We start from the raw sequence: 18,950 nt of genomic DNA on the forward strand, positions 1-18,950 counted from the left end.
ATGACAATGCGGTGAAACTCGCTGAGTTCGTCGATATCCAAATCGCTATCCATTTCCCTTCCTGATTCTCTTATTCTTATTTGAGCCGTGAGCCTCTACTCACCAGCACTTTTATAAACCACTTAACAAACTCTTTCTACAACACTTCTCACAACTAAGCATTGCAACCTGTAATCGGAGGCATAACACCGACTTCATCACCTGTGGCGCACAGTTTCATCCAACCCCATTTTGAAAAGAGTGCTAAACCCTTCCGCATCAAGCAGTCATGTAGCCCGGATGACGCGAAGCAGAATCCGGGGTTAGATTTTGGTCAACCCGGATTGCGTTATACTTCATCCGGGCTACTTGCCTTGAATACGTCATATTTTTCCACATGAAAATACTCACCATACAAGAGAAGAATGGCCCATCAGCGTTCGAAGCATTTTTAAACAGTGTTTCCGAAGAGCTCGCCGCCGCCATCTGCAAAAAGCTTCAGGCATATAGTGAGGCCAATGAGATCTTCATGAGCAACAGCCTGAAGATACTGAAGCCAAAGATTTGGGGCTACAAAGGAACCATCTACAAACTTCGCGTCGATTGCAGCAAAGAGTCAGCACGAATCATGTTTACAAAAACCCCACACAACGATATTGCGCTACTGCATGGGTTTATTAAAAAGAGTCAAAAGACACCGAAGAAGGATGCAAAGATTGCAATGGGGAATCTTGCGCACATAAAAAGCAATATTGAAGTAACAGAACTGCCAATCACAAAGTTCTTGTAGATAAATGGGCTGACACGGACTTCTTATCCACACTTAAAGGGTACTGGCCCCTTATATATACCTCTCCTATACATCGTGGCAGCTCTAGATCCAACTACCGACCTCGTCACCCTCCCCTCGACCAGCTCGCGCCCCAGCCACTTCATCAATTCACGCAGACGCTGCTCATCCTTATTACTGATACGGAAGTTAAATACACGCCCATCCTCAAGCGCCAAACTAGCCAGTCGATACTTGATTGCAATGGGTCCCTTGCGTACGACCGTAGGCGCTATCTCGACCACATAGACATCGTGCCAGGTAAGCTGCTCTTCGCGCAGCCAGGTGCGAAACTTCAGGCTAGGGCCAAATTCGATCCAGAGTGTAGTTCTCCACAGAATCCAGCCAAATATTACAATATTCAGCGGACAGAAGAGCATAGCGAGACCATCACGAAAATCACCGCGTCGCCATCTCCAGGGAGCTGTGCGTCGATTAGCTGATAGGAATAAGCGACATAGACCAAACCACCTATCAACGCAGCAACAACCAAGAGGCTAAGCAGTGCGCGCGCTCCGAAATAGACATAGACGACAGGCAGAATAATGATCGGCAGAACGTAGATGAAACTCATCAGATTAGCTTGCCAGTAGTTGTCGTGGACCAGATAGATAGCCCATGCAAACAGCGGTAAAGCGATGAAGAGCGCAGCGACAAGACGCGCCAGCGCCGTACCTAGCGTATAGATTCTTATTGGCACAGTACGCCCCGACCCCTTCCACAAACTATTTCGAGGTTAAAACAATGAATAAACTGATGGGCAGTTGATACCACACAACACCCGACCCACCTAACACGGCTTTCCTTTGATGATATAAAACAAAGACTCTATGGGCTGCTGACTTATGTAGACAGCATGATTATGCACATGCAACTGTAGCGTAAATCATAAAGTTACTACTTGCAGGTAAAACAGCAACCCACCTGTCAAATGCTAACAGGACAACTAATTTCTATACGACCCCGTTCTTTCAAGAACTTCTGTTAAATGTGTCAGCTTAGACTCAAGAATCAAGTGCAACACTGACAAGACCTCCTTTTAGTTCGTTTTCCATCATTTCTTGTGGCGTTCTAAATCCGTACCTTTTTCGTGGCCGCGTAATGAGTAGCCATCCTCTTCTCATTTCGATCCACCAATAATCCACTTGCAATTACATCACCATTTGACTAAAGAGGTCAGCACCCTTTATCACACCCACTCGCCATACAATCACACAACCATCAGGTAACTCGATCATTATTCCTGCTACTTATTGGCGTTATACGATGCAGCTACCTCCACTGCTGTTAGCTCGCGGCTGTAGTAACCAAACTCATCGATATAGCCTGGAAAGGTATTCATACCATGCCCACCACCAATATAGAGGTCATTTCCTACTCGACTAAGTGCGCCAGATACTGTGGCCGAGTTATTTAGAGCACCATCAATATAAAACCTCGAGTTAACACCATCGAATGTAAATGCTATGTGGTACCAGGTGTCCAACCCGAATACGTAGCTAGTTCTGACCAATTCCGTGGTATCGGACCAATCGTAAATTATTACTCTAAACTGCCCATCAACCACCTCCGCTTTAAAACTTTTCACACCAGTGTTTTGATCGCCAAAGAAGTGGTACTTGGTTGCTAGATCAAGCGACTCGAATTTCACCCATCCTTCAAAACTCATTTCACCATCTGGAAATATCATATCTGTTACGGACTTGCCATCATAGTCATTCAATCTGACATAGTTCGTTGAGCTGCTATCGAAATAGAGGCCATTGTTAACTTTTCCATCTACCACAGACACACCGAATGGCTCACCCTCGAGAAAGTCGTCATATAAATTTTCATACACCCCGCCGACCACCTCATCAAATGTATAATAGGCCTCCTCAAACTCAACTAATTTTGGTCCGCTATCAGATTCAGAATCACTCGTATCCTCCGTTAAACTTTTCACAATTGAGGCCGTTTCCAAACACCCCGATAGAAACGCTAGACTCATCACCAGCAGCAAAACCCTTGTTCGTACTAACCCACCCATTAAAACGCCCCTTTTCACTATTTTCATTATTAATTACCTACCCTTTTCAGGGTCGATTCTACTTCTCAACATCTTCCAACCTATCCGGCAACTCTCTCTGTTGCTTAGGAGTAAAGAGGGTGTCGAATAACTCTTTTAATTTTGCTGTTGCCTGTTCGGTAAAGAGCCCAACCAGCGTCGCGACACTTGCGATGCCAAACACTTCGAAATCGGCTGCTGTGTTGCCGTTGGTTAGCAGCAACAAGCCGCCTCTCAGTGCGAAGTAGAAGACCAGCGCCAGCAGCGCACCCATCGGGGCACGCAGCAGATACCACCAGACCCAGGCTGCCTTGAATTTCTGGCTGCCGGTGAAGTTGATGAATGACTTGAGGGCGTGGATGAGGCTGCCGAGGGCGCCGCAGAGGATAACGATGATCAGCAGCCGTATCTCGTCGGGTAACGACTGCTCTTTGGTGAAGTAGATCGATAGCCCCAGCTTGTCCACGGCTGGTTTGGCAGTTCAACGGGCCAGGCGGCAACAATGTAGAAGATATCGAGTAGGGCGAGTGTCAGGAGCGTGCCGCCGAGTAGGTGCACATACCACGATGATGGAGATAGGGTATGGCTCTGTTCGCTATCCTGCTCTGTGTTGTTCGCTTCCATGAACACTCTTCCCTGTTCTTGTTATTAGTCCTTGCCCACTATTAATAACCGATATCGCCTTCGGTTAACAGGGTCATTCCTTCAGGCCGATTCGGCGATGGTGAACCCGTTCTTGCCACCATGTTTGGTGACATACACGCCTTGTCGGCGAGGTTGAGCAGTTTGTCGAGGCTCTCGCCTGTGATGGGCAATAGGCGATACCGACACTGGTGCTCAGGCGGCACCCCTCTCCTGCAATATTCATCGGTAGGTTAATCACATCGACGATCTTCTCTGCAATCGGTTCGGCATCGGCACGCTCTCCACCTTTTAGCCCAGTGAGGATTACCACAAATTCATCTCCACCAATACGCGCCACGACATCCGACTCACGCGCCACGGATGTGATCCGTTTCGCCACCTCTATCAGCACCTCATCACCCGCGCGGTGACCCAGACGGTCGTTAACTGGTTTGAAACCGTCGAGATCGAGATAGAGCATGGCTATCTCTGTCTCATTGCGTCGCGCCTGCGCCATGACCTGATCAAAGAGTGTATTGAGGGCCATGCGATTGTTGAGGCCGGTGAGTAGATCGTGCGTGGCGGAATCGACTGCCATCTCTTCAGCCTCCAACATGCGATGACGAAACTGTCGCAACAACATGCCAGCAAGCAGACTGTTGATCGCTACCGAGATGATTGCGCAGAGTGAGAAGCCGATTGGAGCAAACGATTCAATCGGGCGTAGCAGCGGGTAGTCGAGCCAGTGGAGGCCGCTGATTGCCAACGCCACCACCAGTGCTTTTTAATGGCACTGTTGCGAACCATCTTGGTGGCAAAGAGCCACGCCAAGTGCAGATTAAGTAAACCACAGAAGAGCGATACAGCAACCGCCGCCGGTAGGAATTCAGGCTGTATATGATTGAAATAACTAAGCCAGAGCACGACCACTGCAGCCAGGGATAACAGCGTTTTGGTGTTGACCTTCAGGTAGAGAAACTGCGAACCACCGATATAGAGCGAGACAATCCAAACGACAAAGAGGGTGTTATAGAGCGCCTCACCCAGCTCGGGCCTTCCGCTCATGCCCAGCACCAGTAGTGCGATATACCCTGTACCCGCCGCAAGCGAGGAGAGTCCCCACCATCCTGCACCGGGGTTGGTCCGCGGCATGGTTCGCGCTATGAAAAACAGCAGCGCTGTCAGCAGATAGCCGGTTGCGCCGACTATCAGGATGACTTGCATTGGAAATGGCATCTCTACTCCCGCTGATAATTCAAACCAAACTCAAGCCGACTCATAACAGTTACGAGCAGCCTATAAATCCCATTTTTACTAAGCACACAAAGCATCTCATCCGTGCGCTCCGTTGCTGACGATGGCTCTTATTGAACGGCTGACCTTTTTTCGTTCTTGCATTATCGATACCCCTATACGTCATGAGCAACGTGTACTGAATCTTCTCTTGTTCGTTCATCTGCTCCAGAAACGATTCCATCTGTCTCATTGCTTCATCAGCGTCGTAACCACGTCCTTGCGGATGAGACACCTCTACCGATCTGTCTCTCAATACATGAAGACTGTTTACGCGCGAGTAACAGTTCGCAGCCCAATCAATACCCCAGCCAAGATTATTATCTTCGTAGTTAAATCCACGCATTCTTTCGACCACAGAGTGTGAGTATGCAACCACGATGGCATCGATATTTATGGCATGGCGTAGCTCGCGTTTTGACGATGGTTTTGTTGTAGAAAGTCGTAGTCGTGTGGTGTGTGATCAACGCCAGGCCCCAGACACCGACCCTTTTCTTGGAAAAGCGCCGCGACATCTTCTCACCAGTTGCGGCCAGTCATCACACTGCGCATCTGCCTGAATGAGCAGCAGTACCTCACCATCAAAAGATCCAGACTACGGGAAAACTTCTTTCCAAAGAACCAGTCATCGGGAACCTGAGTCCAGTTTCCAGCCCCTCTTCGGCACGATCAGAGTGGTTGGAGTAGATAACGTGGAGCGCATCAACCTCACTGCTCAGAGCAGCTGCGATCTCTCTGGCGTTTTCTGCCTGACCTTCCCAGCTGATTATGAACGCTTGCATGATAAGCCAGTCATAAACCGACAACTCCCATCCTTAGTAATAGCGCTCACAATCATTCCTCACTTAATCAGTCTGCCAGCCAATTCTTGGCATTTACTTCGCATCCTGCATCCATGCAGTCGTGTACGTCATTCTGGTTTATTTCGCCTCGTAGCCCAGGTTGGGCGCAAGCCATTTTTCGGCTTCGCTCTGCTCCATCCCTTTTCGCTTCGCATAGTCGGTCACCTGCTCTTCGTTCAGTTTTCCAACACTGAAGTAGCGGCTCTCGGGGTGGCTGAAGTAGAGACCGGAGACGGCGGCAGTGGGGACCATCGCGTAGCTTTCAGTGATCTGCAGCTCGATGTTCTTTTCGACATTGAGCAGCTTCCAGAGGATTCCCTTTTCGGTGTGTTCCGGGCAGGCGGGGTAGCCGAGTGCCGGGCGGATGCCCTGGTACTCCTCTTTGATTAGTGCTTCGTTATCGAGCACTTCATCTGCACTGTGGGCCCAGACCTTGGTCCGAACCTCTTTGTGCAGCCACTCGGCGCACGCCTCGGCTAGACGGTCGGCGATCGCCTTGAGCATGATCGCGCTGTAGTCGTCGTGGTCGGCCTCGAACTCGGCGACCTTGGCGTCGATGCCGATACCGGCGGTGCAAGCGAAGCCACCGATGTGATCGGTGACACGGCTCGACATCGGCGCGATGTAGTCAGCGAGTGATTCGTTGAACCTTCCGGTGGGCTGCTTGGTCTGCTTACGTAGCATGTGGAAGCGTGCGATCTCTTCGCCAGGTATCCCCGCTAAAACGATATCGTCATCCTCGGTGCTGTTGGCCGGGAAGATGCCGACCACGGCACGCGCCTCAAGCCACTCTTCATCGATGATCTTTTTCAACATCGCCTCGGCATCGGCTAAGAGCTTACGTGCCTCTTCGCCCTTCTCGGCATCTTCCAGAATCTTTGGATAGCGACCCTTCAGCTCCCAGGCGTGGAAGAAGAAGGTCCAGTCGATGTAATCGGTAAGCGTGTTGAGGTCGATATTCTTGAACACCTGCACGCCGGTTTTAGTCGGTGCGGGTGGCTGGTAGTTTGCCCAGTCGATTGGGGTGCGGTTGGCACGCGCCGCTTCCAGCGAAACGTAGCTCACCTTGGCCTGACGACCGGCGTACTCTTCGCGCACCCGCTCGTAATCGGCACTCACCTCTGCAAGGTAACTCTCCCGATACTCCTCGGAGATCAGGTTCTGCGCCACGCCGACGGCACGCGAGGCATCCTTCACCCAGATCGTCGGCTGCTGGTAGTGCTGATCAATCTTCACGGCGGTGTGCGCCTTCGATGTAGTCGCGCCACCGAGCATGATCGGAATGGTGTTACCGAGGCGCTCCATCTCCTTGGCGATATGGACCATCTCTTCAAGCGATGGGGTGATCAGGCCGGAGAGACCGATGATGTCGACACTCTCCTCCTTCGCCCTGGCGAGGATGTCGGCAGCGGGCACCATCACGCCCATATCGACCACCTCGAAGTTGTTGCACTGCAGCACCACGCCGACGATGTTCTTGCCGATGTCGTGCACATCACCCTTCACGGTGGCCATCAGCACCTTGCCATTGGACTGAGCGCCTTCGCTCTTCTCTGCCTCGATAAAGGGGATCAGGTGTGCGACCGCCTTCTTCATTACACGTGCGCTCTTGACCACCTGCGGCAGGAACATCTTGCCCTCGCCGAAGAGATCACCCACGGTGTTCATGCCCGACATCAGCGGACCTTCGATCACCTGGATCGGGCGCTCGAAGCTGAGGCGCGCCTCTTCGGTGTCATCAACGATGTAGCTGTCGATGCCTTTGACCATGGCGTGTTCGATACGTTTTGCGACCTCCCAGCTGCGCCACGACTCATCCTCCTTCTTCGCCTGTGCACCGTCACCGCGATAGTTGTCAGCGATTGCCAGCAGGCGGTCGGTGGCATCGGCATCACGGTTGAGCACGACATCTTCTACGGCATCACGCAGCTCAGCGGGCAGGTCGTCGTAGACCGAGAGCATGCCGGCGTTGACGATGCCCATGGTCATGCCCTGCTTGATGGCGTGATAGAGGAAGACGGAGTGAATCGCCTCGCGCACCGGGTTGTTACCACGGAAGGAGAAGGAGACGTTGGAGGCGCCACCGGAGATCATCGCGTGCGGCAGATTCTTTGTAATCCAGCCGGTCGCCTCGATGAAGTCGACCGCGTAGTTGTTGTGCTCTTCGATACCGGTGGCGACCGCAAAGATGTTGGGATCGAAGATGATGTCCTCGGCGGGGTAACCGACCTTGTTGACCAGCACGTCGTAGGAGCGCTGACAGATCTCGGTCTTTCGCTTGAAGGTATCGGCCTGCCCCTCCTCGTCGAAGGCCATCACGATCACCGCCGCACCATATTTACGAAGCAGCTTGGCGTGGTGAATGAACTTCTCCTCACCCTCCTTGAGCGAGATCGAGTTGACCACCCCCTTGCCCTGTACGCACTTCAGGCCCGCCTCGATGATCTCCCACTTGGAGGAGTCGAGCATCACCGGCACCTTGGCGATATCGGGCTCGGCGGCGATCAGGTTGAGGAAGGTGACCATCGCCTGCTCACCATCAAGCATCGCCTCATCCATGTTGATGTCGATGATCTGCGCACCGTTCTCCACCTGCTCCAGGCAGATCGAGAGTGCCTCGTCATACTCACCCTCCAGGATCAGCCGTTTGAACTTGGCGCTGCCGGTCACATTGGCGCGCTCACCGACGTTCACGAAGAGCGAATCCTCGCCGATGTTGAACGGCTCCAGACCGGAGAGACGACACTGCTTTGCTACCTCGGGCAGCGGACGCGGCGCGATACCCTCGACCGCCTCGGCGATCGCCTTGATGTAGTCGGGCGAGGTGCCGCAGCAACCGCCGACAATGTTGAGAAAGCCCGACTCGGCCCACTCCTTGAGCTGCTCAGACATCTGCTCGGGGGTCTCGTCGTAACCGCCAAAGGCGTTGGGCAGACCGGCGTTGGGGTGCACGTTGACGTGGCAGGTGACGATCTTCGAGACCTCCTCCACGTACTGGCGCAGCTCGGCGGCGCCGAGCGCGCAGTTGAAGCCGAAGGAGATCGGCTCGGCGTGCGAGAGCGAGTTCCAGAACGCCTCGGCGGTCTGTCCCGAGAGGGTACGACCGGAGGCGTCGGCGAGGGTGCCGGAGATCATGATCGGCAGCTCGACGTCGTTCTGATCGAAGTAGTCACGCACGGCGAAGATCGCCGCCTTGGCGTTGAGGGTGTCGAAGACGGTCTCGATCAGGATGATGTCGGAGCCGCCATCGATCAGGCCTCGGGTCGCCTCGGTGTAGGTCTCGACCAGCTCATCGAAGGTGACGTTACGCATGCCCGGATCGTTCACATCGGGCGAGATCGAGGCGGTGCGACCGGTTGGGCCGAGCACACCTGCAACAAACCTTGGACGATCGGGATTCTGCGCGGTGAACTTGTCGGCCGCCTCGCGCGCCAGCCTGGCACCGGCTACGTTTAGCTCGTAGACCAGCGCCTGCATACCGTAGTCATCCATCGAAACGCTGGTGGAGTTGAAGGTATTGGTCTCGACGATGTCGGCGCCCGCCTCCAGATACTGCTCATGGATCTCTCGGATGATCTTCGGCTGGGTGAGACTGAGCAGGTCGTTGTTGCCCTTCAGATCAGAGGCCCAGTCAGCAAAGCGTTCGCCACGGTAGTCGGCCTCGCCCAGCTCATAGCGCTGGATCATGGTGCCCATCGCGCCATCGAGAATCAGGATGCGCTGCTGCAGGTGGTAGTGGAGTGAGGTGGGCTTCTTCTCAGACATTGCTCTAACCGAATCTATATATAAGGAGGCGGCGATATTAACACGGGCCGCCTATCATAACGTACGTTTTAAGCGCATTTACGCCCATAAACCCTATGTTTTGTGCTTTATCGCGCCCGTAAGCGACGGCCATACTGCATTTACACCTCCCCCGGCTCAAGCCAGCCATACCATCACAAAATCAGATCATGCGGCTCAGTCAATTCGACTATCAGCAACTACACTCTGCTTTAACAACAAGCGGTTCCATGGAGCGAGCGACAATAAGATGGAAGAGAGGGTCATCTATCAGCACAGCGATCTGCTCAGTGCGCTGGGCGAGCGCCTCTCGCCGAGCGAGAAGCTCGATTTCATCTACCAGCAGGTCAAACGAGCCCACCCCTTTGTCGATCGCATCGCCGTCGCGCTCTACGATGCCCAGAGCGACATCGTTAAGACCTTCATCCGCTGTCCAGGCGAGGACTCCCCCATCTCCTTCTACCAGGCGCGCCTGAGCGATACGAAATCGCTGCTGGAGATCGTGCGTTCGGGGCAGTCGCGGGTGATTGCCAACATGCCCATCGCACTGCACGACAGTGACAAGCTCCACAGCAAGAAGCTGGCGCAGCACGGCTTTCGCTCCAGCTACACCAAGCCGATGTACCTCGACGGCAACTTCTTCGGCTTCATCTTCGTCAACTCGCGCCAGAGCGACTGCTTCAGCGACGAGGTACTCAATCTCATCGACCCGCTGCTGCAGCTGCTCTCCTTGTCGATCAACCATGTGGCACGCTCAATCGACACCCTGATCGCCGCTGTCCGCACCACCCAGTCAATCACCCACCACCGAGACCCCGAGACCGGCAGCCATCTGGAGCGGATGGCGCGCTACTCACGCCTGATCGCCCAGACCATTGCACCCAGATATGGTCTCGATGATGAGTTTGTCGAATATATCTTCCAGTTCGCACCGACCCACGACATCGGCAAGATCGCCATCCCCGATGCGATTCTGCTCAAACCCGGCAAACTCTCCGATGAGGAGTTTGAGCAGATGAAGCACCACACTGAGAAGGGGCTGGAGATGATCGAGATGATCGTCAATAACTTCGATGCCGCCGAACTCCCCTACATCGAGATGCTTAAGAACATCGCCATCTGCCACCACGAGGCGTACGACGGCAGCGGCTACCCGCGCGGTCTGGTCGGCGAGAAGATTCCCCTCGAGGCGCGCATCATCTCCGTCGCCGATGTCTTTGATGCGCTCACCAGCCACCGCCCCTACAAAAAGCGTGGAGCGTGGAGCAGGCAATGGCCGAACTGGCGGCCAACAGCGGCATCAAATACTGCCCGGAGTCGGTCGCCGCCCTCGCCTCGCGCCTCGACGAGGTCGTGACGATTCGCAACACCTTCACCGATGAGAGCATGATCTAGCGGCGCTACCCCTCTTCAGCCTCGTAACGCATACCCGGCATGCTGGGTGGACGTGCCTGAAAACCTGAACGCTGGTAGAACGGCTCGGTGCCGTCGGCGGCGAACAGATGCACGCTATAGACCCCCGCCGCCTTGCACTGACGGGTGATATTGGCGACCAGTTCACTGCCTATTCCCCGGCCTCGCTGTTCCGGTAGCACCATCACATCGTAGATGGTGGCGTACATCACCCGATCAGAGACCGCGCGCGCAAACCCGATCAGCTCTCCCTGCCAATAGGCCGAGACGGCGAAGCTGCTGTTGCCGATCGCACGCTCTACACTGTTTGCATCCATCTTGAACACCTCATTCCAACCGGTGCTCAGATAGAGTGGCCAGTAATCCTTGATGTCCGGCACCTCATTTTTATACTCGATCACGCTTGTCACTCCCTGTCTCTGCTATCCCATCGGCACGCTTTTTGGAAAGAACGACCACGCCTCAGCGACCGTCAGCCCACTGTGCAACACCCTCACCAATTGCGGTAACGGCTCGGCGAGGTTGATGCGATAGTCGCACTCACCCGGCCCATCGCCACGCCAGGCGAGCTGCTCCCGCGGCGGCATGAACTGCGCATCAACACCCGGCTTGTTGCCACGCGCATCGACCCGATACCACCCCTGCTCACCGATATGGATCATGTTGTAGCCGTGCAGCATATAGTCGCCCGCATCGTCATACAAACGCTGGTAGCCGAAACCAGTCGGAATGGCGTTGGCACGCAGCAGTGCAGCCAGAAGATGACTCTTGGCGTAGCAGAGACCGTGCCCCTTTCGGAGCACCTCGCTGGCGTTGCAGGTGAGTTGCTGCGCGCCGATGTCGTTGCTGTGATCGATCTCATCCCGCACCCATTCGAAGCAGCGCTGCGCCACCTCCAGCGTGGTCCCACCTGCGAGCTGTTTAGCCCTGTTTGCCACATCAATATCGTCAAAGTCGATTATTTCTGACGACACCAGGTATTTTTCTATCTTAATAACTGAACTATTCACCCTCTCTCTCCCTGATAACCTGCTCTACCGCCCTTTCCAACCGTGCCACCATCTCGCCAATCTCCTGCGCGCTGACGTTCAGCGGCGGCATAAAACGGAGCGTATCGGTGCGTGGCGCATTGACCAGCAGACCACCTTCAAATGCCGCAGCAGCTATCTCCACCGCCGATAACGGACCGCTGTCGAGCGCCAGCAGCAGCCCCCGACCACGCACGCCTCCCAGGCCATATTTTTTCGCCAATCCCTCAAGTGCATCGACCAGCTGAGCGCTACACTGTTCGACGGTTGCGAGAAACTGCGTACTGGTCACCGCCTCAAACACCGCACATCCGGCTGCGCACATCACCGGATTGCCGTTGAAGGTGCCCCCCTGATCTCCCGGCTCGAAGCAGCTCACCGCATGCGTTGCCACCAACGCGGCAAGCGGCACACCACCACCCGGCCCCTTGCCGAGAGTGATGATGTCGGGCTCGATGCCGTAGTAGTTAAAAGCGAATAGCTGGCCGGTCCGGGCGATGCCGGTCTGGATCTCATCAATAATCAGCAGGCAGTTGTTGGTACTGGTCAACTCACGCAGTTGCTGTACAAAGTCGAGATCAGCGGGTATCACGCCCGCTTCACCCTGAATAAGCTCCAGCATCACTGCCACAGTCTGCTCACCGATCACGGCCTCTACTGCACCGATATCGTTAAACGGCACCTTGATGAAACCGGGAACCTTCGGTTCAAAAAGAAGTTCGAATTGCGGCTTACCGCTGGCCGACATCGTTGCGAGCGTGCGGCCGTGAAATCCGTTCTGCATGGTGACGATCTCGAAGGCACCGTTTTTCTGTTTTGTGCCCCACTTACGTGCCAGCTTGATCGCACCTTCGTTCGCCTCGGCACCGCTGTTGGCGAAGAAGACCTCATCGAGACCACTGTGGGCGGTGATCTGATCAGCCAGTGCCACCATCGGTTCATTGTAGAAGGCAGGTCCGATATTCATCAGACGCCCCGCCTGCTCTGCGATCGCATCGACAACGACCTTTGGCGAGTGGCCTAGCGTGTTGACTGCCCATCCCTGCATGAAGTCGAGATAGCGTCGGCCCATCTCGTCCATCAGCCACACGCCCTTACCCTCAACAAAGCGGGTCTCGGGCCGGTTGGTAATCGGCATGATTGAACTGAAACGGGTATTCATCACTTCTCTCCTTTTTGTCGTTACGTTGGTAATGCGTAGGGTGGGTTGAGTTTTAACGAAACCCAACAAATGTCAGCGTTCTTCGCCATTGGTGGGTATCGCTTTGCTCAACCCACCCTACTGTTCCTGCCCTAACCAGGGCTTCGATGATCAAGCAGGCCGCTCCTGCGCATCCCTGCGCCCGCGGCATACCGCCCATCCCTGGGCATAAAAAAGGCCGCAGATCTCTCGGATCTGCGGCCTTTGGATTTCCTGCTTAGCTGTCAGCTAATTTGCGCTAACGCTACCCCTTCCCCAATACACACAGAACCGTGTTCACGCCGCGTAGTCGCAGCATGAAACGCATTCGTAGTGCCATGGGTTTGAGGTTGTTCATGGCTGCAGTCTGCAGAACTTCACCGCAGCGTGTCAACCGATCAATAAAACTTATCTCTCTCATGACCTCCCCATATTACCAACCAATCTACTAAGCTATTGCTAGTAGCAACCCGGATGGGAGGATTGGTGATGACGACTGAAATCCTGATGCATATTGATGAAGATCTATCTGATCAGCAACAGAAAGATCTGCTCGCTTCGTTTGGTAATCGTACTGGTGGACTGCAGCCTCACCTGCACAGTGAAAAGGCGCACCTGATGTTTGTTGCCTACGATCCAGAGGAGCTCTGCCCCCACGACCTGATAGCTATTGCAGCCGAGTCTGGTGTACACGCTTCATTGATCGAGCTTTAAGGACGTTAGCTTGCTCCATGCACAGCGGTTGTACGCAACCGCTGTTTGCGTCCGTTTGTCTGTCACTGCAATAATCGAACGATCTTGCGGGTCTAATACGTCTGCTGCCGCCCAAAGCAGCGTTATGGAGTTACAGAATGAACCTCTATCTACATCGCGGTTATTTCAGCTTTGGCAACCTGCTCAACCCTCTTTACGGCATCGACAAGCTGCTTAATCCAAACCGCTACCGTGCACGAATTGTGCTACGAGGCAGTCCACTCGATATTGAGTGGACCGGGCGGGCCGAGCGAATCATGACGACGCTTGATCAGCCTCTGGTGGTTGAGATGCAGCTCTACTTCTCCTGCGTGGTGAAGAAGCTGGTCCATTTTCATCAGCACGCTTTCGACCACCCCACGCTTGCTGTTAACGAGCGCTTCAGTGTCGCCTTCAGGCCGGTTCAATCAACCGCCTGTAATCCGGAGGAGTTTGCCGCCGACTATCCAGTGCTTCGCGATCTCGACTCTGCCCATGCGCAGAAGATGCGACCCTCCAGGCTTGAGATCGATTTCAAGAGGGGCGTGGACGGGGATGTATTCAGTTTAGGCAGAGCGCCCAGTTCAGATCAGAATCCGTGTTTTTATCTTCAGTGACTCGATCCAGTCGTGAAGGCGCTTCATCCCTTCTCCAGAATCTCACCATCGCTATAGACGTAGCTCAGTAGCGAGGCCCCTGGGCAATGCTCAACAGATGTAACGCCTGATCTCGGCTCTGCTCTGCGTAACCCATCTCTCTAAATTGCTTCTCCAGCCAGTCGGCAAACAGGGTGAAAATCTCAGCGGCATGCTGCTTTGAACCCGCCTCCGCCTTACCAGCTCGACATTGAGTGATCCCATTGGGCAGCCGTACTGAACGATGCCTTCAAGCTCACTAATGGGAATCTGCACAAAACGGTGCAGGCGTAGTTTCGATACTGGAAACCACTCTCCCAGGAGGCGAGCATGGTCTTCGTCTGTGCGAGTCGATCATCTATTACCGAGGCCAACAGCTCATCCTTGCTCTTGAAGTAGTAGTAGAAGTTGCCCTTCGGGATTCCAGACTTCTCTGCCACCTCAGCAAATGAGGTCTGGTTAAAACCCTTGTGGTAGAAGAGCTCATTGGCTGCCTCTACGATACGTTGTCGGTTGGCCTGCCCTTTCTCTTTCATTACCCGGTATCCAGTAGCTGTTGTCGGCTATTATATCGCGCCACCTCAGCTCATTGCAGCGCGTGGCGGCATACACCTCCCTGTGTAGGTAGCCACTCATCACCTTACGGTTTTTCACCAGAAGGTGAAGGCACCACTCTCCTCCCCGTCTCGATCAGTTCATTTCCGGTCTGGGTACAGAACGCCTCCATATCCTTTACCGAACCGGGATCGGTGGCAAACATCTTCACCACATCACCACTGATGACACTGCCCATCGCCTTCTTCATACGCAGAATCGGTAGCGGACAGCTGAGTCCTCGGCGTCTACTTCCTGTGCTATTGCATGCTCCATTTCGTGCTCCTATTGCTAGATGAAAAGCCCAACATCGGCCGTGGCGGCCACGGGCAGGAATAAGGTGGCACCGACCCATTCGGTCACCTTGGGTATGAATTGATCGATCTGGTAGCCAAGCAGGTCGACCATCATCTGACAGGCGACCAGCATCACCTCCGACTCGATACAGATTTCACGCAGCTCACCGACCTTTGCGACACTTTTTTCTCAGTGTTTTGCCAAACAGCCCTTGGCCATGCCCTCAAATCCGGGCAGGTTGTTCATCACCATGTTGGGCAACTTCCAGTTGATACGCTGGAACCAGTCGGGTCCGACCGGCAGCTTCATCGGCATCGCCGTGATGCCGATCGGTGTGACCTTCAGGTCGAGATCCTCTTCAATAGCTCGAGGCCAATGAAGGTGTAAAGATCGAGACCTCCCAGCCGAGTGCGGCGCCCGTTGAAGCAAGGGTAGGCCATATCGCGCGTGCCCCTGGTGGCGATGATCGCCATCGACGGGGCGTGTGCCGCCTCACGCTCGGCCACCTGTTTCTCGGTCACCGGGGAGTCGCTATTTTTGCGAAAGTTTGTTTTGGGCATCCAAGCCCAAGCAAACAGCAAAAACTTAACGCGACCGTTTATGCCTACGGCGCCCCGACCGTCCTGCGTTCGTTGCGTAATCACCTCTTCGCGGCTCTACACAACTCCCTCAGTGACTCTACGCCGACATAAAGCCGCTGCTGCATCTTCTTCGTCGTTCGCTCGCGCTCTCAACTACGAATAGGCAGACGGCGTCGACTATCGGGGACTAACCGCCCTCACTTCGCTCTCCATGGCGGTCAGCGAGCGAGGCGATACCTTTTCTAATCTGCTGCCCTGCCGTAGCCATCGCAACCACTCACATAACAAGTAAGACAACTGTCTAATTCGTAATTAAATAAATAATACAGCCGTCTTACTCTGTCAAGGTGAAACCGCTAAAGAGAGAGAAATTCAGATACAAAATACGCCGCGATCAATACCCATCATATTGATAAATAATGACTTAGACGCTTATGCCGCACAGAACTGTGCGTGGATGTTTGATAACCTTCGGTTATCGAAGTGGGTACGAAATGTCCGTGCGAATGGCGATTATGTCTTGCGAAGGCCCGCGATTGGAAGCTCAATCCAGAAGGTGCTGCCTTCACCTTCACGGCTGACAAAACCCAGTTTTCCGCCCATCGCCTGTGCCAGGTTATCGGAGATCATCAGGCCGATACCACTGCCCTCAATCTGGCTCCCTCCTGGCCTAGACGGTTGAAGGCCTCGAACATCTCGCTCTGGTGTGATTCGGAAATGCCGAAACCGCTATCGGTAACACTGATGCGCACTCGCTCCTCAAAGAGGCCACAGCTCAACTCGATGCTACCGTTATCGTGGTTATATTTAGCCGCGTTGCTGAGCAGATTGAGCACGACCTGCTTGATGCGGGTGTAGTCACCATAGAATTCAAGACCATCACAGACCGCCACATCACTACTCAGACTGAGAGATCTCTGCAGCAGTAGCGGCTGCATCAGCTTGCTACACTCCTCAAACAGCAGCTCTAGATTGACCTCTTCACAGATCAGTGCAAAACGGCCCGACTCGATTCGTGCGATATCGAGCACCTCATTGATCAACTCCAGCAGATGATTGCCCGCCTGCAGTATCTCTTGAATACTATCGAGTTGATCCTCACCCAGCGCCTCATCGACCTCGAGCAACTGGGCAAAACCGAGCACCGCATTCATCGGCGTGCGCAGCTCATGACTCATGCGGGAGAGAAACTCCGATTTGGCACGGTTGGCCTGCTCCGCCTCATCCTTGGCAAGTAGAAGCTGTTCGGTACGTAACTCTACACGCCGCTCCAACTCATCGTGTGAGTCACGCAACGCCTGCTCCATCGCCTTGCGCAGGGTGATATCGCGCAGCACCCCTCCATACCAATGCTCTCACCCTGCTGGTTAAGACGCGGCTGCACATTGAGCGAAATCAGATGATCTGCTCATCCTTGCGACGGAACTGCATCTCATAGTCGTGTACCTCGCCCTCCTGCTCGAGCCTCTGCAGCATCTGCTGCCGATCATTGGCATCGACATAGAATTGTGAGGTCTCTCTGCCTAACAGCTCATCCTCGCGATATCCAAGCAGGTCGGTGACCGACATCGAGACGCGCTCTATCACCCCGTAGAGATCGGTACGGATAAAGGTATCGGACATGTTGTCGAGGATGGCGCGCAGATCGGCCTCGGAACTGGTCAGCGCATGCTCAGCCTTTTACGTTCGGTGATATCTTCCACCGTTGACCAGATGTAGCGGTTCTCCTCATCCTCAATGATCAGTCCATTAAGCAGCACCGGCACACGATGGCCATCGGCGTGGATATACTCCTTCTCGTAGGGACCGTAACGGCCGCTACGCTCGAGTCCTGCGAGCTTCTGCTGCTCCGCCTGCAAATATTCAACCGGTGTGATATCGAGATAGCTGAGTCGCATCACCTCATCGATCGAACGCCCGACAATCTGCGCATAGGCCTCATTCACATCAACCAGCCTGCCTTCCATGGTCGCCAGAGCGAGACCGATCGGTGTCTCCTCAAACAGGGTACGGTTGTAACGCTCGCTCTTCTCCAGTGCCAGCTCTCTACTTTCACGCTCGATAATCTCGCTGTTCAGCTCATCGAGAGTTTCACGCAGATCACGCGTCATACCGTTGAAGGCCGTCGCCAGTTCGCCCAGCTCGTCGTGGCTGTCGACCTTGGCCGTTGCCTGCAGATCACCCGCTCTGATCTGGCGCGCTGTGGCGGTCAACTGTTCAACCGGATTGAAGATCGTACGTAGACCGTAGAAGGCCATGTAGAGCGCCAACAGCAGCGTTGCCACAATAATAGCGACAACCACCGAGACGGTGCGGATCGCTGGCTGCATCGCCTCGACAAAGCGATCTCATGAACAACATGAAAGTGGAGCTGACCGACGTCCACTGGCAGCGCTGAGATCACCGCACGCCCCCTGAGATACCGGCGGCAATAACGCCCCGATGCTGTGTGTCGAAATGGGTCTCTCGCAACACCACCGAGGGGTTGGGATGGGCGAGCACCCGGTCCTCCTGATCGAGCAGATAGACCAGATTATGCTCACCTCGGCTCTGAGCCAGAATTTCGCCCCACAACCCCTTCAGGCGCAGCTCTGCAACGATGGCGCTATGCCCTCACCGCTGCGCAGATCAATTTGCGGGACAACCATATTGAGCATCGGCTCACCAGTGAGCGATTCGAAGAGACTCTTCCGAAACTGGTTTGTTTTTTTCAATCGCCGCCTGAAATTCAGGTCGCCCGCTCCAGTTATGGTGTTCGCTGTTGTAGTTCTCATCTCGCATCGTCACCATGTTGAATTCCGAACCGTCAGCATCAACCACATAGAGCTCACGGTAGATCTTCTCCCGCACCAGCAGTTCGTACATGTACTCGCGCTGCTTCTGGGGAAGCGTGTAGAAGGTCTGGAAACGACTCAACTCTTCAACCTCACGAGAGGCATCCTGAAGAAAGACGATCACCTTGTTGGCAACATTGCTCGCCTCGCGCTGCTGTTGTGCAAAGACTCGATCGAGTTGGGTATTGTAGCTATACCAGCCGAGCAGCATCCCTGCCACGGTAAGCGGCACGATCGATATCGCCAGCAGTGCAACCGT

25 protein-coding genes and 1 pseudogene are annotated in these 18,950 nt (G+C 54.3%); 5 read left to right on the top strand and 21 right to left on the bottom strand.

Features of this window, described 5'->3' with window-relative positions; all coding sequences use genetic code 11:
- Window positions 1-376: 376 nt before the first annotated feature.
- Window positions 377-769, top strand: coding sequence for a type II toxin-antitoxin system RelE/ParE family toxin (locus HUE57_RS02110; protein ID WP_174672632.1), 393 nt, complete (start codon window positions 377-379; stop codon window positions 767-769).
- Window positions 770-792: 23 nt separating this feature from the next.
- Here HUE57_RS02110 and HUE57_RS02115 read toward each other — a convergent pair whose 3' ends face one another.
- The 9 genes and pseudogenes from HUE57_RS02115 to metH all read right to left on the bottom strand — a co-directional run bounded on the left by HUE57_RS02115 (window position 793) and on the right by metH (window position 9,379).
- Window positions 793-1,188 carry a hypothetical protein gene (locus HUE57_RS02115; protein WP_174672633.1) on the bottom strand — a complete coding sequence of 132 codons (396 nt, stop codon included), beginning with the start codon at window positions 1,186-1,188 and terminating at the stop codon, window positions 793-795.
- Window positions 1,170-1,508: a hypothetical protein gene (locus HUE57_RS02120; protein ID WP_174672634.1), complete on the bottom strand. Its 339-nt coding sequence runs from the start codon at window positions 1,506-1,508 to the stop codon at window positions 1,170-1,172. Before HUE57_RS02120 ends, HUE57_RS02115 begins: the two co-directional genes overlap by 19 nt.
- Before the next feature lie 304 nt (window positions 1,509-1,812).
- Window positions 1,813-1,920, bottom strand: a pseudogene (locus tag HUE57_RS20120) (IS30 family transposase); the annotation flags it as partial.
- Between the two features lie 134 nt (window positions 1,921-2,054).
- Window positions 2,055-2,864, bottom strand: a complete 810-nt coding sequence (locus HUE57_RS02125; RefSeq protein ID WP_174672635.1) for a LamG domain-containing protein — start codon at window positions 2,862-2,864, stop codon at window positions 2,055-2,057.
- A 31-nt stretch (window positions 2,865-2,895) separates the two neighbouring features.
- Complete coding sequence (locus HUE57_RS02130) at window positions 2,896-3,321, bottom strand: hypothetical protein (RefSeq protein ID WP_174672636.1); 426 nt, start codon at window positions 3,319-3,321, stop codon at window positions 2,896-2,898.
- Window positions 3,322-3,552: 231 nt separating this feature from the next.
- Window positions 3,553-4,245: a GGDEF domain-containing protein gene (locus HUE57_RS02135; RefSeq protein ID WP_174672637.1), complete on the bottom strand. Its 693-nt coding sequence runs from the start codon at window positions 4,243-4,245 to the stop codon at window positions 3,553-3,555.
- A complete protein-coding gene (locus tag HUE57_RS02140) occupies window positions 4,146-4,703 on the bottom strand; it encodes a hypothetical protein (protein ID WP_236860668.1) in 558 nt (185 codons plus the stop codon). The genes HUE57_RS02135 and HUE57_RS02140 overlap by 100 nt, the downstream gene beginning before the upstream one ends.
- Window positions 4,704-5,353: 650 nt before the next feature.
- Window positions 5,354-5,578, bottom strand: a complete 225-nt coding sequence (locus HUE57_RS02145) for a hypothetical protein (RefSeq protein WP_174672639.1) — start codon at window positions 5,576-5,578, stop codon at window positions 5,354-5,356.
- 114 nt (window positions 5,579-5,692) lie between these two features.
- Complete coding sequence (gene metH, locus HUE57_RS02150) at window positions 5,693-9,379, bottom strand: methionine synthase (RefSeq protein WP_078485035.1); 3,687 nt, start codon at window positions 9,377-9,379, stop codon at window positions 5,693-5,695.
- Window positions 9,380-9,647: 268 nt separating this feature from the next.
- On the opposite strand from metH, the gene HUE57_RS02155 reads away from it, so the two are divergent.
- Entirely contained in the window at window positions 9,648-10,754 is a 1,107-nt protein-coding gene (locus HUE57_RS02155; RefSeq protein WP_078485034.1) for an HD domain-containing phosphohydrolase, read from the top strand.
- 43 nt (window positions 10,755-10,797) lie between these two features.
- Here the strand turns inward: HUE57_RS02155 and HUE57_RS02160 are convergent, their stop codons facing one another.
- From HUE57_RS02160 to HUE57_RS02170, 3 genes are read right to left on the bottom strand one after another with little or no spacing between them, the layout of a single operon-like run.
- The gene (locus HUE57_RS02160) at window positions 10,798-11,211 is read right to left on the bottom strand and encodes a GNAT family N-acetyltransferase (protein WP_078485033.1); all 414 of its coding nucleotides are present in this window, start codon (window positions 11,209-11,211) and stop codon (window positions 10,798-10,800) included.
- Window positions 11,212-11,232: 21 nt separating this feature from the next.
- Complete coding sequence (locus tag HUE57_RS02165; RefSeq protein ID WP_236725784.1) at window positions 11,233-11,784, bottom strand: transglutaminase-like domain-containing protein; 552 nt, start codon at window positions 11,782-11,784, stop codon at window positions 11,233-11,235.
- Window positions 11,785-11,812: 28 nt separating this feature from the next.
- Window positions 11,813-13,000 carry an acetylornithine transaminase gene (locus HUE57_RS02170; RefSeq protein ID WP_174672640.1) on the bottom strand — a complete coding sequence of 396 codons (1,188 nt, stop codon included), beginning with the start codon at window positions 12,998-13,000 and terminating at the stop codon, window positions 11,813-11,815.
- Between the two features lie 507 nt (window positions 13,001-13,507).
- Here HUE57_RS02170 and HUE57_RS02175 point away from each other — a divergent pair.
- Window positions 13,508-13,732 (top strand): hypothetical protein, encoded by a 225-nt coding sequence (locus HUE57_RS02175; RefSeq protein WP_174672641.1) that lies wholly within the window; start codon window positions 13,508-13,510, stop codon window positions 13,730-13,732.
- 137 nt (window positions 13,733-13,869) lie between these two features.
- Window positions 13,870-14,367 (top strand): hypothetical protein, encoded by a 498-nt coding sequence (locus HUE57_RS02180; RefSeq protein WP_174672642.1) that lies wholly within the window; start codon window positions 13,870-13,872, stop codon window positions 14,365-14,367.
- Window positions 14,368-14,582: 215 nt separating this feature from the next.
- Here the strand turns inward: HUE57_RS02180 and HUE57_RS02185 are convergent, their stop codons facing one another.
- The 3 genes from HUE57_RS02185 to HUE57_RS18860 all read right to left on the bottom strand — a co-directional run bounded on the left by HUE57_RS02185 (window position 14,583) and on the right by HUE57_RS18860 (window position 15,408).
- The gene (locus tag HUE57_RS02185) at window positions 14,583-14,921 is read right to left on the bottom strand and encodes a TetR/AcrR family transcriptional regulator (RefSeq protein ID WP_174672643.1); all 339 of its coding nucleotides are present in this window, start codon (window positions 14,919-14,921) and stop codon (window positions 14,583-14,585) included.
- Window positions 14,922-15,025: 104 nt separating this feature from the next.
- Window positions 15,026-15,190 carry a sulfurtransferase TusA family protein gene (locus HUE57_RS18855; RefSeq protein ID WP_420885704.1) on the bottom strand — a complete coding sequence of 55 codons (165 nt, stop codon included), beginning with the start codon at window positions 15,188-15,190 and terminating at the stop codon, window positions 15,026-15,028.
- 80 nt (window positions 15,191-15,270) lie between these two features.
- The gene (locus HUE57_RS18860; RefSeq protein ID WP_236860745.1) at window positions 15,271-15,408 is read right to left on the bottom strand and encodes a DsrE/DsrF/DrsH-like family protein; all 138 of its coding nucleotides are present in this window, start codon (window positions 15,406-15,408) and stop codon (window positions 15,271-15,273) included.
- Window positions 15,409-15,732: 324 nt separating this feature from the next.
- Between HUE57_RS18860 and HUE57_RS02200 the strand changes: the two genes are divergently transcribed.
- Entirely contained in the window at window positions 15,733-16,020 is a 288-nt protein-coding gene (locus HUE57_RS02200) for a hypothetical protein (protein WP_174672476.1), read from the top strand.
- 350 nt (window positions 16,021-16,370) lie between these two features.
- Here the strand turns inward: HUE57_RS02200 and HUE57_RS20045 are convergent, their stop codons facing one another.
- From HUE57_RS20045 to HUE57_RS02230, 6 genes are all read right to left on the bottom strand, one after another.
- On the bottom strand, window positions 16,371-16,487 hold the full coding sequence (locus HUE57_RS20045) for an ATP-binding protein (RefSeq protein ID WP_174672645.1): 117 nt from the start codon (window positions 16,485-16,487) through the stop codon (window positions 16,371-16,373).
- Window positions 16,487-17,194 (bottom strand): sensor histidine kinase, encoded by a 708-nt coding sequence (locus HUE57_RS02210; RefSeq protein WP_174672646.1) that lies wholly within the window; start codon window positions 17,192-17,194, stop codon window positions 16,487-16,489. Before HUE57_RS02210 ends, HUE57_RS20045 begins: the two co-directional genes overlap by 1 nt.
- A gap of 58 nt (window positions 17,195-17,252) precedes the next feature.
- Window positions 17,253-17,522, bottom strand: coding sequence for a PAS domain S-box protein (locus tag HUE57_RS02215; RefSeq protein WP_272902052.1), 270 nt, complete (start codon window positions 17,520-17,522; stop codon window positions 17,253-17,255).
- The gene (locus tag HUE57_RS02220) at window positions 17,519-18,187 is read right to left on the bottom strand and encodes a PAS domain S-box protein (RefSeq protein WP_174672648.1); all 669 of its coding nucleotides are present in this window, start codon (window positions 18,185-18,187) and stop codon (window positions 17,519-17,521) included. The genes HUE57_RS02215 and HUE57_RS02220 overlap by 4 nt, the downstream gene beginning before the upstream one ends.
- A 70-nt stretch (window positions 18,188-18,257) precedes the next feature.
- Window positions 18,258-18,431, bottom strand: coding sequence for a PDC sensor domain-containing protein (locus HUE57_RS02225; RefSeq protein ID WP_174672649.1), 174 nt, complete (start codon window positions 18,429-18,431; stop codon window positions 18,258-18,260).
- A gap of 87 nt (window positions 18,432-18,518) precedes the next feature.
- A complete protein-coding gene (locus HUE57_RS02230; RefSeq protein WP_174672650.1) occupies window positions 18,519-18,923 on the bottom strand; it encodes a hypothetical protein in 405 nt (134 codons plus the stop codon).
- Window positions 18,924-18,950 lie beyond the last annotated feature (27 nt).

Source organism: Candidatus Reidiella endopervernicosa (assembly GCF_013343005.1).
In the GTDB taxonomy this organism is placed as follows: Bacteria; Pseudomonadota; Gammaproteobacteria.